Here is a 15451-nt window from a genome sequence, read left to right as displayed (position 1 = left end):
ACCGGTCAAACGAACTCGACGAAGCCGTCCGTCCCGTGCACCCGGATCCGCCGGCCGTCCTCGATCAGTGTGGTGGCGTTCTCGACACCTACCACCGCGGGCAGGCCGTACTCGCGGGCGATCACCGCGCCGTGCGTCATCTGGCCGCCGACCTCGGTGACCAGGCCGGCGATCGTCACGAACGCGGGTGTCCAGCTGGGATCGGTGTAGGCGGTGACCAGGATGTCGCCGGGCGCCAGGTCGGCGTCGGCGACGTCCAGGACGACCCGGGCCCGGCCCTCCACGGTCCCGGCCGAGACCGGCAGGCCGGCCAGCGCGCCGTCCGGGACATCCCCGCGCCGGTACGCGCCGTGCACCGCCTCACCGTCGGAGGTCAGCACCCGCGGCGCGGCCAGCGTCTCGTAACGCGCGAACGCCTCCCGCCGCTGCCGGATCAGCCCTTCGTCGGCTCGCCCGCTGTGCACGACGTCTCGGAACTCCTCCAGGCTGAGGAAGAAGACGTCCTCCGGATCGCCGATCACCCCGGCGGCGGCCATCCGGCCCGCTTCGGCCAGCAGCGCCTGCTTGTAGATGAAGTAGCGGCTGACCAGGTAGTACTTCGGGTACTCGCGGTAGCCGATGAAGGTGCGCAGCCGGTCGATCTGCTGTTTCGTCTCGGTGGCCTTCGCCTCGCCGTCCGGCAGCTCCCGCAGCCGGGCCAGCACCTGCGCCTCCTTCTGCGCGGCCTCCCGGCGGCCCTGCTCGAAGCGGCGGGCGGCGGCGCCCGGCTCGGCGTTGCGGATGTTGCTGAGCAGCATCGGCACGATCGCCGACGGCTGTTCGCTCCACCGCGGCCGGGTGATGTCGATCTCGCCGACACAGCGCATCCCGTACACGTCGAGGAACCCGTCGATAGCCGCCTGCGCCGCACGGCCGCCGGTCACCTCCGGCAGGCGGTCCAGGCCGCCTTCTTCGGCGAGCAGATCAACCACCTGGGGGTACGGGCGGAGCACGTCGGCCACCTCAAGCAGCGCCATCCCCATCTCCGAGGTGATGTTGTCCGGCGCCGACCGGGTGAGCACGTCCGCGACGTTCTTCTCCCCCAGCCACTGTTCCAGGTGCTCGTTGAGCCACCAGGTGGCCGACATGCCCGCCATGATCGCCGGCATGTTGCGCGGGTCGAACAGCATCCGCCGGATCTCCTGGACATCGGCCAGCACGAAGTCCAGCAGCTCCGGGCCGGTCTTCCCGGCGATGTCCCGGCGGACCGTCTCGATCATGCGTCTGCGGTCGTCGATCAGGCCGGCCACCACGGCCGGGTCGGTGTCCACCGGCTGCGGCGTCGACGGGCCCGGCACCGGCAGATGGCCGGTGTCCTCGGCGAGCGGGACGAAACCACGGTCCACCACGCTCCTGAGCGCGTCGCCCATCAGCGGGTCGGACTGGGCCATCATCGTCAGCAGGGTGGCGTTGACCCGGCCGGTGACGTCGACGAACAGGCGGCCGCCGGCGTCACGCATCTCGCCGGGGGACGTCAGTTTCCACACCGACAGGCCGAGCGGTTTCATCGCCTCGGTCATCATCTGCTGGTGGCCCACCGAAACGTACACGCGCGGGGTGCCGTCACCGCCCTCCGGAACGGGGAACAGCGTGGTGATCGGACGGCTCTGGACGATCGCGAAACCGTCGTCGTCCAGGCACCATTCGATATCCTGCGGCCGGCCGAAACGGGCCTCCAACTGACGACCGAGCTGGGACAACCGTACAATTTCCTGGTCTTGAAGAACCGGGACGTGCCGCTGCCCCTCGCTGATCGCCTGCCGTTCGGTCCCGCCGCCCTCCGAGGGTGTGATCTGAAGCCGCTTCGCGGCGATCGCCCGTTCGGTGACCACCTCGTCGCGGACCTTGTAGACATCCGCGTTGACCAGGCCGGAAACCAGCGCCTCGCCGAGGCCGAAACCCGCGTCGATCGAGGTCACCCGCCGGTTTCCGGTGACCGGATCGGCGGTGAACATGATTCCCGACGCTTTCGGGAAGACCATTCGCTGCACGACGACGGCCATTCGCACCGACCGGTGATCGATGCCGTTGCGCAGCCGGTAGGCGACCGCACGGTCGGTGAAAAGCGAGGCCCAGCACCGCCGCACGTGTCCGAGAACCGCGTCCCGCGGCACGTTGAGGTAGGTGTCGTGCTGGCCGGCGAACGAGGCCGCCGCCGAATCCTCGCCGGTCGCGCTCGACCGCACCGCATACCGGCCGTCCGCCAGCGCCGTCTCGATCGCCGCCGCCAGATCCTCGGGAATCGGCATCGACTCGATGATCTCCCGGGCCGCCTCCGGATCCTTCTCGAATGCCGGGGCGACCCGGTCGAATGCCTCGGTCGTCACCACGAATCCCGGCGGCACCCGGAGGCCGTCGATGGCGGAGAGCTGCCCCAGATGTGCGCCTTTACCGCCGACCAGTTCCGGGTCGGTCTCGTTCAGATTCACGACGTAGCGGAACACCGCTGACCGTCCTCTCACCTTGCGGGCAGAAACGACCCGATTCTGCGCGCACCCCCGGGTCTTGCGGCAAGATCCCACCTGCGATATAGCTTAGAAGTGGAAGGGGCCGGTCACCGCTCCTCGATGAATCTGTTGATCTGCGCCCGCATCTGCGGTTTCACGTCGACGAAAAGCAGCCGCACATCACCCAGGTCGTCGCCACCGCCGCCGACCTGACAGGTGACGTCGAGCGGCCCGTCCGGCAGCAGGACCTCCAGGTGGACCTGCGCGCCGCGGGTCAGGTCCTCGGACAGCCGGATGATCGCGTCGTCGCCGACGTCGTCCAGATCGACGATCACGTGCGCGCCGCCGGCCGACAGGTTCATCGTCCGCCCCGGGAACAGGTGTCCCGACGGCAGCACCACCACGACCGGCACCTCGACCGGGAGCCGCTCGTTGCGGCGGCGCTCGATGCCACTGGTCGTCTCGTCCACCCGCAGGTAGATGCCGGGCATGCTGTTCGGCGGGGCCGCCACGACGGTCCCGGTGATGCTGAACCCGCGGCCGTTCTGCGTCCACAGCACGGTGGCGTCGACGCCGACCATGGCGAACACGCTCAGGCCCAGCCGCAGCGTGCCGTCGACCTCCCGGGTGGCCCGGCAGGTGCGGGCCTCGCCACCACCGATCGACACGGTGACGCTCGGGACAGCCCACGGCTGCGGATTCTCGGTTGTGCTGCCCATGATCGTCGGCTCTCTCGTGCTGGACGGCCGGTTCCTCCCACCGGGAACGTTATCGGCACGGCGGGGTCGTGCACTCCGGTTGCCGCCTTTCGTAGGATTCGGCGGTGGCGCGGATCCTGGTGACGGGCATGTCGGGTGCGGGCAAGACCACGGTCCTCGGCGAGCTGCGCCGCCGGGGCCATCACACCGTCGACACCGACTACGGCGGCTGGGAGCGGCCGGACGGCACGTGGGACGAGCCGCGCATGACCGCGCTGCTCTCCGCCCACGACTCGGTGATCGTCTCCGGCACCGTGCAGAATCAGGGCCGGTTCTACGACCGCTTTCACCACGTCGTGCTGCTGAGCGCCCCGCTGGAGGTGCTGTTGCAACGGGTCGCCGACCGGGCGAACCCCTACGGCCGGACGCCGGAGCAGTGCGCGGAGATTGCCGGATATGTCCGGACGGTGGAGCCCCTGCTACGCCGGGGAGCCACGCTGGAACTCGACGGCCGCCGCCCGGTCACCGACCTGGCCGACACCATCGAGGCCCTGACCCGCACGTCGTGATGTTCACCCGACGTAGTCGGTGAGGCACTCGTGCCCGCGCGTCGTGATGCTCACGCCACGTAATCGGTGAGGCACTCCCGCCCGCGCGTCGTAATGTTCACGCCACGTAATCGGTGAGGCGCTCCCGCCCGCGCGTCGTGATGCTCACACCACGTAATCGGTGAGGCGGTCGCGCCCGTGCGGAAGCCCGTAGTCCGACACGAGCAGCCGGACGTTAGTGAAGTCCACGCCGTCGTAGAGCCAGGCCCCGGGCGTATCGGCCAGTGCCCGGACGACACGCTGCTGCCGAGCGGTGAGTGAACCGAACGCGGTGCCGGCCACCACCGGCCCGTCCGGGAAGGCCTGCCGCAACAGCACCCCGACAGTGGTCAGCGCCGGCTCGGCGCTGACGTGGGCGAGGCGGGCCAGGGCGGGTTCGAGCACATCCCCGCAGAACGATTCCAGCGACAGCAACGCCAGCCCCGCGACGTCGCCGTCCAGGTAGCCGACGGTGGGCTCGCCCGGGTGATCACTCGTCGCCCATCGCAGCAGCTCCGGCCGGGCGCCGTCACCGCGCAGCCGGGCCAGGGCGACCGCCGCCGCCCAGCGTGTCAGGGGCCGCTCGTCGGTCAGCGACCGCTCGGCGACCGGAACGCCCTCCGGCAGGCCGACGAGTCCCAGCGCGACCAGAGCGGTCGGGGTGTTCAGCCGCTCCAGGACGGGCACCGATTCCCGCCGCCCCGGATACCAGCCGATCACGTAGGCGGCGGAGTCCGCGAGCTCCGGATCAGCGGTCAACGCGTCGAGCACCGGCAGCCCTTTCCCGACCGCGTCGTAGGCACTCGTCTCGTCCGGGCCGAACTCCTCCCGCCGCACACCACCGGGCAGCCACGCCGCATCAGCACCCACCGCGATCAGCCCGAGCAGATACAGCAGCAGATCCCGATCCGGTACGGCCGGGTCCGCCACCGCCTCCAGCAGCGCCGGCACGGCAGCGCCACTGGCCGAGTACCGGTTGCCCTGGTGGGTGATGCTCGCGTACAACTCCCCGAACGCCGCCCGACGCTCCTCCTCATCGGCCGACCGCAAGGCCGCCAGATGCCCGGGCGTGTCCAGCGCCGGCCCGTACGCATGCCGCAACGCCGCCCAGTCGACCATCGCGCCATCATGCCAGCGCCGGTCAGCGCCCGGCCGGCCCGGCATCGTCCGCACCCGGCAGAGAAATGCTCATGTCGAAGTTCCGCAACCGCTGCCCACGAACCTCCACGACCCGGGCGGCATCGACAACGAACCCGAAGCGCTCGAACGCCGGCCGGGCGGTGAGACTGGCATGCACATGCAGCCGCCGGTGCCCGGCCGCGACCGCCTCCCGCAGAACACGGCCGACCAGCGCGCGAGCCACCCCCCGGCCACCGGCGTCGGGATGAACGAACAGCATGTCCAGCAGCCCCTCATCGGTGAAATCACTGAAACCGACGACCACCCCGTCAAGACAGGCGACATAGGTGTACGCAGCCGCCCGCCGCCCTTTCCACCGCACCTCGTCGACGGTGTCCGGAGCCCACGCCCGAACCTGCTCGGGCGTGTAGTCACGACTGGCCGTGCCATGGATCGCCGCATGGAACACCCGCCACGTCGCGCCGGCATCAGCCTCCACATAGCGGCGAATCACAAGCTTCCCCAGCGACCGGCCCTCGTTGGACATGCTCGAATTCTCAACCACCGCAGGCTTCGAGTCGTACCCGCACTGCCGTTCGTTCCCCGCGATCGAGGCCGTCCGCTCAGACCGCGAGCCGTCGCTCACCACCGGAATGCGTGCGCCTTTCCCGTGCTGAGCGACGGCTGGGGGGCGTGGGCCGGTGACGTCGATCAGCGCACAGGCCGGCCGGGCCGAGGTCCGCCGGGAACCTGCGGTGACAGGCGCACACGGTGGCGTTGTGCGTGCTCCGGTCGTCGCCCGGGCGTGGATGAACGTCCACGATCAGCCCAACGTGTGCGCGTGACCCCGCGGCGACGACGACGGAAGCCCACAATCGGCGATCGTGTGCTCTCATCGACGCTGGCCAGGTCACGCAATGGCAGCGGGCCGAAACAGATGACGACCGCGACCGCTTTCGGGCGCATGACGGCAGCCCGGAGCGGGATGCGCCACGGTCGTACTCTGCGCCTTGTGCCTTCGGAGGAACTCTTCTCGCGACTGGTCGAAGCCCAAGCGGCGTCGGATGGCCCGGGAGCGTCCAAGGCCCGGACAGTCGGGCTGCTCACCGTCTTCAACTCCCTGTGGGAGTTCTACCTACTGACCCCGGCCGGGGAAGTGCTTGTCGACCGGGATGACGGCGCTCCCGTGCCCGCGACTCCTGTCGAGCGCGAACTCGCGTACGTCCAAGCTGCTCGCCGTTTTCCGGAGCTGCGTCATCTGATGCCGAAGCGGCCGCCGGCCGCCCGCACCTGCCCGCATTGCGGCGGTTCCGGAGTGATCATCCTGGACGACGGACCGAACGTATTCTGCGGCCCGCCCTGCAACACCCGGGGATGGGTCGTGGACGGGTAGGACGGCTCGCCGCCGGTCATTCGGGGAGGTGACGGGACGGCGATGCGGCCCGTGAACGCGGGCCGCATCGCCGTGGCGGTCAGGCCGCTGAGAGGACGTCGACGACGAAGCGGAGGGCGCCGCCCGGACGGCCTTCGCCGGGGTTCTCGCCATACGCCTGGTCGGCCGGGATGTCGAGCTGGACCCGGCTGCCGACCTTGACGCCGACCAGGCCCTTGTCCCAGCCCTGGATGACGTTGCCGGCGCCGAGCTGGAAGCTGAACGCCTCCTGCCGCTTCCAGGAGTTGTCGAACTCCTTGCCGTCGGCGTAGGTGACACCGACGTAGTTGACCTGGATGGTCTGGCCCGCCTGGGTGGCCGCGCCGGTGCCCTCGATCAGGGTGGTCGCCGTGAGCTCCTTGACCGTACCGGAGCCGGCTTTGGCCTCGGGTTTCTGGCTCAAGGCCGGGTCGGCGCCCTCAGGAACCGGCGGGAACGCGACGGCCGACGGGGTGGCGGCGGCGCCCGGATCGAGGGCGGCGGCGCTGGAGGCGTCGGCGGTGGGGCTGGTCCCGGTGGGCGTGTTGCCGATCCACAGGACCAGGCCGACGACGACCGCGATCACCGCCGCCGCGGAACCGACGACCGACAGGGTCTGGCGACGCTTCTGCATCGCCCGGGCGCGCGCCTTGTTGGCCTTGGCCTCGGCTCGTTTCTCCGCCTTGGTCTTGAGCGGCGGTCCGGAGGCGCCACGGCGGGACGGAGCGGCAACGGCACGTTTGGCGGCCGCGCTGTCGCGGCGAACTGCGGATTCGGGCACGGGCCGACGATACGACACTCAGCTGAGAGTTGTTCACAGCCGGTGCCTGTTCCCACGGAAACGGGTTACAGCAGGGCGAGCCAGCGGTGGCCCGGATGGACCCGGGTGAGCAGCCCGGCCAGGGTCGCCCGCTGCTGCGGGGTCAGGGCGGGCCGGGTTGCGTCGAAGTCGGCCTGGTCCTTCGGCCGCGGGTTCTTGGCTTTGAAGAGCAGAACCAGCTCGGGTACGAGGTACGGGACGCCGTCGGCGGTGCGGCGGATGATCCGGTCGTACGGGAATCGGATGGTCTCGTCCCGGCGGTAGATCCAGGTGTCGCCGTGGTGCGGTTCGCGGAACACGTCGAGCAGGTAGTCGCCGGTGGCCGGGTCGCGTAGCCAGGTCTGGTGGGTGGCCGCGATCTCGTCGGGAGTGGCGTCCTCGCCGATGCGGCCGCTGCCGACCGCGTCGAACACGTATCCGGGGAAGCGGCCGCGGATCTCCGGGAAGCGGGCGGCGGGAACGCCGATCTCGATGTCGCCGTGGGAGCGGGTCTGTTCACCGCGGAACAGGTCCAGTGCCCAGCCCGCGGCCACATACCAGGGCGTCGTCACGCCGGACAGGCGCTCCGCGACCTGGGCCGGGGTCCAGCAGGACGACCATCGGGCGCCCAGGGCGTCGAGCTCGGCCGGTGTCAGCTGCCTCATTCGGCGGCGCCCAGGGCGTCGAGCTCGGCCGGTGCCAGTTGCCTCATTCGGCGGCGCCCAGGGCGTCGAGTTCGGCCGGTGTCAGTTGCCTCATTCGGCGACCGTGGCACAGCCGTCGAGGGTGTCGGCCCACATGCGGGCGATCAGGCGGGGCATCGGGCCGTGGTGGACCAGGAACAGCAGGGGCCGGAGCAGGAGCTTTCCGCCGGTGGCGGTCCATTCGGCGTGGACGTGGCTGCCTCCGCCGCCGGCCGGCGTGATCCGGACCAGACCGGTTCCGCCGCCGCCGTAGCTGCTCTCCTCGACGGTCCAGCGGATCTCCGCCGGGTCGGACCAGTCGTAGCGGGCGACGACCCAGAACGGGGAGCGGGGCGTGCTCTCCCGGGCGACCGCCCAGGTGTCGCCGAGTTCGCGTAGTTCGTACCGCTGCGGGTCGAGGGTCTTGCTCCAGATCCGGGCGCGGCGGCCGGTGAAGTCGGTGAACGCCTGCCGGGCCTGCTCGGGTGTGGCTGTCGTGTCGATGTCGAAGCGCACCCACTTATCCGAGCACAGGGCCGCGAGGGTGTCCAGGTAGGTACCGCCTAGGTATGCCTAGCCGGGTTTAGTGGACCTTCTAATCCGTCCTGAGCTGGGAAGATAGGTAACGCCGCCGCATGTGCCGGCCCTCCTTACCGACGACGATTGATGCATCGACGGAGAACGAGGAGATGGCGATGTTCGCTAACCCGGAACTCATGCTCAACATGGCGCACGACCGCAACCGCGAGATGATCGCGGAGGCCGATCGGGAGCGGCTGCTGTCCAGCGCCCGGCTGACCCGCCGTGGGCGCAAGGCCCGCGGACGCCCCGCCGGTACGCTGTCGCCGTGCGAACCAACCGCGGTGGTGCCAGCCCGGTGATGATCGGGCGGGCGAGCGAGCTGCGCCGGCTGACGCAGCTCGCCAAGTCCCGCGAGCCGGCCGTGGCGATCATCGCCGGTGAGCCGGGCATCGGGAAGACCCGGCTGGTGCAGGAGCTGCTGGATGTCGTTCCAGCGGGGACGATCGTGCTGGTCGGGCAGGCTGAGCCGGGGTCGTTGGCCCGGCCGTATGAGGTGTTGCTCGATGCGATCGACGGCCGCCCGGAGGTCGGCGACGCTCGGCTGGCTGCGCTGTCGGATGCCGAGCGCAGTCCGGTGGAGCGGCTGCACACGGGGCTGGCGATCCTGGCCGACCTGATCGGAGACTCCCCCGCCGTGATCGTGTTCGAGGATCTGCACTGGGCCGACTCGGAGAGCGCCGCGCTGTTCGAGCGGATCGCCGACCAGCACGGGCCGCGGCTGCTGATCGGGACGTACCGGCCGGACGAGGTGACCCGCCGGCAGCCGGTGGCGGGTCTGCTGGCTCAGCTCGAGCGCCGGCATGCCGTCACGCATGTGCGGCTGGATCGGTTGTCCCGGGCCCAGACCGCGGCGTTGCTGGCGGCGGCCACCGGGGGTCCCGCGCCGGTGCGTGCCGCGACGGCGCTGCACCAGCGCACCGGTGGCAACCCTTTCTTCCTGGAAGAGCTTTTGCGGGCCCTGCCGGGGCATGACCTGGAGGCGCTCGTCGAGCAGCCGCTGCCGTGGAGTCTGGCCGATGTGCTGCGCCGTCAGGTGGAGGATCTGGATCCGGTCAGTCACCGGATCGTCGAGGCGGCCACCGTGCTCGGTCACCGGATCCTGTTCGACCTGCTGGCCGACGTGACCGGCACCGGTGAGGACGAGCTGATCGCGGTGCTGCGCAACCTGGTGACACGGGGTGTGCTGGTGGAGTCCGGTGAGGATGAGTTCGCGTTCCGGCACGCGCTGGTGCGGGAGGCGATCGCCGGGCAGATGCTGGGCCGGCAGCGGCGGCGGCTGCACGAGGCGGCGCTCGACGTGCTGTTGCGTGGTGGCGGGTCGGATCCGGCGATGGTGGCGCATCACGCCCGTGGCGCGGGCCGGTATGAGGACATGATCGCGGCGGCGCGGCACGGCGCGGCGCTGTATCTGTCGATCGGTTCGGCGTTTCAGGCGTTGCAGCTGGCCGAGATGGGCCTCGACGAGGTTCCGGACGATCCGGAGCTGCTCGGGGCGGCGGCGCGGGCGGCGTGGCTGGCCGGGCTGCTCGACGACGCGTTGCGGCACGGGCGGCGCTGGCGGGAGCACGCGCACGATCCGCCGGATCAGGCGGAGGCGCTGTATCTGCTGGTCCGGCTGGCGTGGGAGTCGCGGGAGGCGGCCGAGGTGCGGGCGCTGACCGCCGATATCGAAAACCTGATCGCGCAGCTGCCGCCGGGCGCCGGGCAGGCGCGGGCGATGACGGCGATCGCCCAGTCGGCATATCTGTATGACGAGACCGAGACGGCGCTGCTGTGGGCGGATCGGGCGCTGGCGCTGGCCGACGAGTTCGACCTGCCGAGTGTGCGGCTGACCGCGCTGCTGGAGAAGGGTTCGGCGATGTCGGACTGGCCGCAGACGGCGTCCGACGGCAGCAAGATCCTGTCCGCGCTGGTGCACGAGGCGGAGCAGGCCGGTGAGTGGGTGATCGCGGCGCGGGCGCTGAATGTGCTGGTGCAGGGTGAGCCGCCGACGTCGTCGGCCGAGCACGCCGAGATCCTGGAGCGGATGCGGGTCAACGCGGAGCGGGCCGGCTTCGAGTCGTTGTCGGTGGCCGCCTACTTCCAGGGCCGGGCGCGGCTGGCGTTGCGGGCCGGTGACCTGGGCGCGGCGATCGCGGCGTTGCAGGAGGGCCGGGCCCAGGACCGTAGTCTGCGCCGTCGTGGGCGGTGGGCCGACTTCCACGGGGTGTTCCTGGCCGGGTTGTCGCTGGAGGCCGGCGACCTGGACCTGGTGGAGGAGCTGATCGCCGATCTGTCGGCGTTGCCGAACAATCCGCCGACCGTGATTCCGGGGCTGGCGTTCCATCTGGCGTGCCGCCGTCATGACCGGCCACGGGCCGAGGCCGCGCTCGCCGAGCTGGTCACCGCGCTGGAGGGGCAGGTGTGGCGCAGCGGGGAGCAGGCGCACGACCTGATCTCGGCGGCGCTGGAGCTGGGGCTGCCCGCTGACGATCTGGACCGGATGGCGGCGACCCTGCTGGATTCGGAGGTGTGGGACGCGCACCGGATGCTCGTGGAGGCTCAGGTCACCGAGGCTCACGGGTGGCACGCCCAGGCGCTGGCCGGCTATCTGTCGATCACCGAGTCGAACCCGCTGGGGCCTGCCGTCCGGGGCACGGTGCGGGTGAGCGCCGCCCGGTGCCTGCTCGCGGCCGACCGGCGGGCCGAGGCGCAGGAGCAGGTCGAGGCGGCCGGCCTGCTGCTGGCGGGGTGGCGTGGCTGGCGGGTCGCGCAGCTGGACCGGGTGCGGGCCCAGCTCGGCATGGCGCCGGCGGACGCGCCACCGGCGGTCACCGGCCCGGCCGCGCTCACGCCCCGGGAGCGGGAGGTCGCGGTGCTGATCAGCGACGGTCTGACCAACACGGAGCTGGCGCAGCGGCTCTACATCTCGCCTAAGACGGCGGCGGTGCACGTGTCGAACATTCTGCGCAAACTCGGGGTGTCGTCACGCACCGAGGTCGGCGATCTGGTCGGGCGGCACTGAGTTGTCGCCCTATCCGGACCGGCCGTGGGATCCGGACTGCACGCGGCACCAACGTGGGGTCGTCACCGTAGTCGAGCCCGGGTGCAGCGGGTGACGTAGGGCAGGTCGAACTCGTCGCCCAGTCCGTAGGTGTCGGCCAGTTCGAGGACGCCGTCGAGCAGTGTTCGCCGATCGGTTTCGGACAGCAGGATGACGTAGCTGCGGGAGGTGACCATGTCGAGCAGTTCGGCACGGTTCAGGGTGTGCCGCCAGCGGAACTCGGTGTGCTCCGGTTCGCCGAACGCGCCGCCGATCGGTGGGGCGGTGTCGATCTCCTGCCTGGTGTGCCGGTGCAGGACGTCGTCGAGGGCGGCCACCCACGGTTCGGTGTGGTCGCGGATGTTCCAGATCAGCGACAGCGTGCCGCCGGGCCGGAGTACGCGGGCCATCTCCGGGACGGCCCGCGCGGGGTCCACCCAGTGCCAGGCCTGCGCGCACACGACGGCGTCGACGGAGGCGTCCGGAAGTGGGACGTGCTCGCCCGTACCCTCGAAGATGGAGGCCTGGCCGGCGGAGACCGCGAGTTGATCGCGCATTTCGGGTGATGGCTCGACGGCGTCGACCTCGAATCCGGCGGCCAGCAGGATCCGGGTCAGCTTTCCGGTGCCGGCGCCGAGATCGAGCACGCGGCGGGCCTGCGACGGCACCGCCCACGCCACGGCCTGCGCCGGATAGGGCGGGCGCCCACGCTCGTAGGCCGCGGCCGCGTTCCCGAACGACGCCGCGTGAAGATCAGAAGACATTCGACCAACCACCCTTTTCGGTACGACGTGGACCGTCCCGAAAACTACACCCGCCCATGATCAACAACGCGGCGCGGGCGGTCGCTCCGCCCATCACCGCGCCTTACGGGCGGAAGCCGCTGGTCACCGGCCGGCCGCGATCCTGTGACCTGCGACTGTCCGCCGGGCGAACCTCATAAGGCCGCCGGTCGATGGCGTGCGGCTGCCGGCGTGGTCGTGGCCGGCGGCTGTGACAGCCGCCGGCCACGGGCCGAGGAGAGCGCGGGCGCTGTATGCCAGAGCCTCCGCAAGCGGAGGTTCCCGATTCGAACGGAATAGAAGGAAGCGCCCGCATGACCTCGGTGGTCGATGGAATTATCCGGGGATCAGCTCAGCGAGCCGGTCCAGCGTGTACGTCTCCGATCCGTCCGGCAGGCCCTCCGGCGCCTCGATGCCGATGTAGGTGACCGGCTCGTCCGGAAGCACCCCGTCCCACAGGGTGATCCCGGCCGGGGCCCGCCACCTGCCGAGCAGGTAGGACACCGTCAGGTACTGCCGTTCCAGCAGGGCGCGGACCCGGTGCGCCGTGGTGAAGGTGTTGCCCTCCACCCGGTTGAACGCCGGGTACCCCTGGAGGTACAGGTGCAGCCACACCGCCTGCCAGCCGGTCTCGCCGCGGGCGAAGACCATCGGCAGCGCGACCCGGCCGCGGCCGCGCATCTGCGAACGTGCCCGCACCGTGCGTGGCTCGAACGGGGCGCCCTTCTGCTTCTTCGTGCGCGTCTGGTAGCCGAACATCGACTCGGCGACCTTCTCGAACGATTCGCCGGCGAAGATGTTGACCTGCGGCACCACGTACGGCGCGTCGACGGTCAGCGGGACGTCGATGAACTCGGTCGCCCCGTCCTTCGCGCTGGTGATGTCACCGGAGTGGACCATGCCGTTGCCCCGCAGGTTGGTCCACGACACCTGGCCGGCGCTGTGGAACTCGTCGTCGAGCAGGAGCATCGACAGGTCGTAGTCGGTGGACCGTTCGGCCTGCCGCCAGTACATGAAGAACCGCAGCAGCTCACCGGAGACCGGCGCCCGCGAGCCGCGTGGCAGCACCGCGAAGCCGTCCTCGGACGCCTTGCCGGACAGCGGCAGGGCGACGTCGAGCACGTCCGGGTCGATGAGCAGCGGTCGTTCCCACTGCGGCAGCCGGGCGCTGATCTCGTCGTCGAGCAGCGCCGACAGCTCACCGATCAGCTCAGCCGGCAGTGGCGCACGGGTGTCCGGGCCGACCCAGGAACGCTGGGACCGGTTCACGTACATCCGTGCCGTGGCCGGGGCCAGCCGGTTGGCGACGTGCTCGCGCAGCGACAGCAGCACCCGGCCGGACGCCGTGCCGAGCGCGCCGGTGACCAGGTCGACGACCGCCGCCTGTTCGGACGCCGGCGCCAGGCGCAGCAGCCGGTCGGCGGAGCGCAGCAGCAGACCCGGAGCGCCGGACAGCACCCGCGCCGCCTTGGCGACGTCACCGGCGTGGATCGCCGTCTCGGCCCGGCCGGCCAGCGTCGGCGCCTTCCGCTCGCCACGGGCGACCGCGAACACCTGCTGGGCGTGCGGCCACTGGGCGTACTCGTGCGGGTGGAGCCGTTCGCCGAGCCGCTTCCACCGCTCCGCGTGACGGGCGACGTCGGCGAGCTTGGCCGGGGAAGCGCCGATGACCGTGTCGAGGGCGGCGAGCAGCACCCGCCGTTCCGGGCGCCGGAACGCACGGAACCGGGTCGGCTCGGCCAGCGACACGTCGCCGCCGGAGACCTGGCAGGCCAGGCGCAGCACGTCGGTGACGGTGTCGACGGCGACCAGCGGCCGGCCGAGGACGATCCGGATGCCGTTGAGCACGGCCCGGTTCTCCCGCACCGGGATGGTGTCCGGCTGCGGCCCGTCGGCGCAGGTGAGGGCGAGTTCGCTGAGGATCGCGAGGTCCGCTTCACCGAGCGGCGTGACGCTGCCGGCCAGCTGGAGGTAGAGCTTCTCCGCTTCACGGTCGGCGGTGTCGCCCAGGTGCAGCACGGTGAGCCGGTCGCCGGCCGAGGCGATCAGTTCGTCGTGGACGGCCAGCATGTCGGCGTAGGTGTGCTGGTAGGAGCCGTACCCGGGAAGGTCGAGGAGGTTGACCCATCCGGGCTGGATCATGTCGCCGCCGCCGATCAGGGCGGCGGCCTGCATCCGCTCCAGCCAGAACGCGATGGTGTCCGGCACGCCGTCCGGGAAGGCGATGAAGTAGGTGTTGTGCTGGACGTGGTCGCCGACCAGTTCCCGGACCGCCGACACGACGGTCGCGGCGAGGTCCATGGCCGGTGCCGGGGCGAGTCCGCCGATGTGGTCGAGCAGTGCCCGCGAGGCCGCGAACCCGGCGTCGAGCAGCGCCGCGTCGAGCTGCCGGGCCACGGCCGTGCCGTCACCGCTGTCCCCGTTGCTCGCGGGCACGCGCAGCGTCTTCTGAATGATCGTCTTCTCGTGCACGTGATTCCTCCGTCCCCCGCAGGCGGTGTCTCCGCTTCGAAGTGGGCCGCCGGGGACTCGAACCCCGAACCCTTCGATCCCATAGGAGAAGGAAGCACACCCATGCCCGCAAGATGCGGAAGGCGGACGTGCTACCAGCCGAATGCTCTGCCAGTTGAGCTAGCGGCCCGCCGCGAATCTTGCCAAAGTCCGGCGCGGCGGGCCATCGAGTTATCAACGGTCGTACTCGGCGTCGCAGATGATTTTGGCGCCGTATCCGTTGACGCTGCGCTGCGCGACCTGGACCTCGCGGACACCCGGCATGTGACGGACCGCCGCGTATCCGGCGCAGTCGAAACTGAAGCCCTTGGTCCACATCTGGAAGCTCTCGGGCAGCACGTCCTTTTCGACCTCCGGCAGGCTGGGGACGTCTTTCCGCAGCTTCTCGTAACGCTCGAAAGCCCGGTCGTGATCTTCGAAGACGACCTCGCCGACGGGTTCGAAGAGCGGCAGTTTCGCCTCGACGGCCGCTTTCTGTTCGGCGGTGGCCTCGCTCAGGAAGTAGATGTTGACCCCGTAGTCGTGCACCGGTTGTCCCGGCAGGCCGACGAGCGTGAGCACCCCGAAGGTGGCGGCCGCGCCGACCAGCATGGCGAAGACCAGGGCCGCGGCCGCCAGGACCGGCCGTCGCCAGGCGGGTTTGCCGGCCGGCTCCGAGGAGACCTGTTCGACGGTTGCCGCGGCCGGGTCCGGGGACGGCCCGTCGAGGTGGTCGGAGGTTGCCGCGGCCGGTTCCGGCGATGGCTCGTCAGAATGATCAAGGGTGGTCAC

The 15451-nt window shown here is 70.7% G+C and carries 14 protein-coding genes and 1 tRNA gene; 4 read left to right on the top strand and 11 right to left on the bottom strand.

Translation table 11 applies throughout. The annotated features are described in order from the left end of the window. Window positions 1-5: 5 nt before the first annotated feature. Together rph and AB0E94_RS02280 are read right to left on the bottom strand one after the other, a co-directional pair. Window positions 6-2483 carry a rifamycin-inactivating phosphotransferase gene (rph, locus tag AB0E94_RS02285; protein WP_360321191.1) on the bottom strand — a complete coding sequence of 826 codons (2478 nt, stop codon included), beginning with the start codon at window positions 2481-2483 and terminating at the stop codon, window positions 6-8. Window positions 2484-2593: 110 nt separating this feature from the next. Continuing rightward, window positions 2594-3205, bottom strand: coding sequence for a PilZ domain-containing protein (locus AB0E94_RS02280; protein ID WP_360321188.1), 612 nt, complete (start codon window positions 3203-3205; stop codon window positions 2594-2596). A gap of 104 nt (window positions 3206-3309) precedes the next feature. On the opposite strand from AB0E94_RS02280, the gene AB0E94_RS02275 reads away from it, so the two are divergent. After that, window positions 3310-3753, top strand: coding sequence for an AAA family ATPase (locus AB0E94_RS02275; RefSeq protein WP_360321185.1), 444 nt, complete (start codon window positions 3310-3312; stop codon window positions 3751-3753). 144 nt (window positions 3754-3897) lie between these two features. Here the strand turns inward: AB0E94_RS02275 and AB0E94_RS02270 are convergent, their stop codons facing one another. Further along, complete coding sequence (locus AB0E94_RS02270) at window positions 3898-4890, bottom strand: HEAT repeat domain-containing protein (RefSeq protein ID WP_360321182.1); 993 nt, start codon at window positions 4888-4890, stop codon at window positions 3898-3900. A 22-nt stretch (window positions 4891-4912) separates the two neighbouring features. Continuing rightward, a complete protein-coding gene (locus tag AB0E94_RS02265; RefSeq protein WP_360321179.1) occupies window positions 4913-5437 on the bottom strand; it encodes a GNAT family N-acetyltransferase in 525 nt (174 codons plus the stop codon). 465 nt (window positions 5438-5902) lie between these two features. Between AB0E94_RS02265 and AB0E94_RS02260 the strand changes: the two genes are divergently transcribed. Continuing rightward, window positions 5903-6283, top strand: coding sequence for a hypothetical protein (locus AB0E94_RS02260; RefSeq protein ID WP_360321176.1), 381 nt, complete (start codon window positions 5903-5905; stop codon window positions 6281-6283). 79 nt (window positions 6284-6362) lie between these two features. Here AB0E94_RS02260 and AB0E94_RS02255 read toward each other — a convergent pair whose 3' ends face one another. From AB0E94_RS02255 to AB0E94_RS02245, 3 genes are all read right to left on the bottom strand, one after another. Then, window positions 6363-7082 carry an FKBP-type peptidyl-prolyl cis-trans isomerase gene (locus tag AB0E94_RS02255; protein WP_360321173.1) on the bottom strand — a complete coding sequence of 240 codons (720 nt, stop codon included), beginning with the start codon at window positions 7080-7082 and terminating at the stop codon, window positions 6363-6365. 65 nt (window positions 7083-7147) lie between these two features. Beyond that, window positions 7148-7765, bottom strand: coding sequence for a hypothetical protein (locus tag AB0E94_RS02250; protein WP_360321170.1), 618 nt, complete (start codon window positions 7763-7765; stop codon window positions 7148-7150). A 90-nt stretch (window positions 7766-7855) separates the two neighbouring features. Further along, window positions 7856-8299: an SRPBCC family protein gene (locus AB0E94_RS02245; RefSeq protein ID WP_360321167.1), complete on the bottom strand. Its 444-nt coding sequence runs from the start codon at window positions 8297-8299 to the stop codon at window positions 7856-7858. 179 nt (window positions 8300-8478) lie between these two features. Between AB0E94_RS02245 and AB0E94_RS02240 the strand changes: the two genes are divergently transcribed. Continuing rightward, window positions 8479-8664, top strand: coding sequence for a hypothetical protein (locus AB0E94_RS02240; RefSeq protein WP_360321164.1), 186 nt, complete (start codon window positions 8479-8481; stop codon window positions 8662-8664). After that, the gene (locus AB0E94_RS02235; protein WP_360321161.1) at window positions 8631-11369 is read left to right on the top strand and encodes an AAA family ATPase; all 2739 of its coding nucleotides are present in this window, start codon (window positions 8631-8633) and stop codon (window positions 11367-11369) included. The genes AB0E94_RS02240 and AB0E94_RS02235 overlap by 34 nt, the downstream gene beginning before the upstream one ends. Window positions 11370-11431: 62 nt before the next feature. Here AB0E94_RS02235 and AB0E94_RS02230 read toward each other — a convergent pair whose 3' ends face one another. From AB0E94_RS02230 to AB0E94_RS02215, 4 genes are all read right to left on the bottom strand, one after another. After that, on the bottom strand, window positions 11432-12151 hold the full coding sequence (locus tag AB0E94_RS02230) for a methyltransferase domain-containing protein (protein WP_360321158.1): 720 nt from the start codon (window positions 12149-12151) through the stop codon (window positions 11432-11434). Window positions 12152-12505: 354 nt separating this feature from the next. Further along, the gene (locus AB0E94_RS02225; protein ID WP_360321155.1) at window positions 12506-14641 is read right to left on the bottom strand and encodes a hypothetical protein; all 2136 of its coding nucleotides are present in this window, start codon (window positions 14639-14641) and stop codon (window positions 12506-12508) included. 42 nt (window positions 14642-14683) lie between these two features. Then, window positions 14684-14810, bottom strand: a tRNA-OTHER gene (locus AB0E94_RS02220). Between the two features lie 44 nt (window positions 14811-14854). After that, window positions 14855-15451, bottom strand: coding sequence for a permease-like cell division protein FtsX (locus AB0E94_RS02215; RefSeq protein ID WP_360321152.1), 597 nt, complete (start codon window positions 15449-15451; stop codon window positions 14855-14857).

The sequence above is a fragment of the Actinoplanes sp. NPDC026670 genome (genome assembly GCF_040638175.1).
Taxonomy (GTDB): domain Bacteria; phylum Actinomycetota; class Actinomycetes; order Mycobacteriales; family Micromonosporaceae; genus Actinoplanes.
This window is presented reverse-complemented; position numbering and strand designations above follow the sequence as displayed.

Excerpts from the sequence above, each read along its gene's own strand:
- AB0E94_RS02280 (WP_360321188.1), bottom strand. The coding sequence starts at position 3,205 with ATGGGCAGCACAACCGAGAATCCGCAGCCGTGGGCTGTCCCGAGCGTC.
- AB0E94_RS02270 (WP_360321182.1), bottom strand. The coding sequence starts at position 4,890 with ATGGTCGACTGGGCGGCGTTGCGGCATGCGTACGGGCCGGCGCTGGAC.
- AB0E94_RS02265 (WP_360321179.1), bottom strand. The coding sequence starts at position 5,437 with ATGTCCAACGAGGGCCGGTCGCTGGGGAAGCTTGTGATTCGCCGCTAT.
- AB0E94_RS02250 (WP_360321170.1), bottom strand. The coding sequence starts at position 7,765 with ATGAGGCAGCTGACACCGGCCGAGCTCGACGCCCTGGGCGCCCGATGG.
- AB0E94_RS02240 (WP_360321164.1), top strand. The coding sequence starts at position 8,479 with ATGTTCGCTAACCCGGAACTCATGCTCAACATGGCGCACGACCGCAAC.
- AB0E94_RS02230 (WP_360321158.1), bottom strand. The coding sequence starts at position 12,151 with ATGTCTTCTGATCTTCACGCGGCGTCGTTCGGGAACGCGGCCGCGGCC.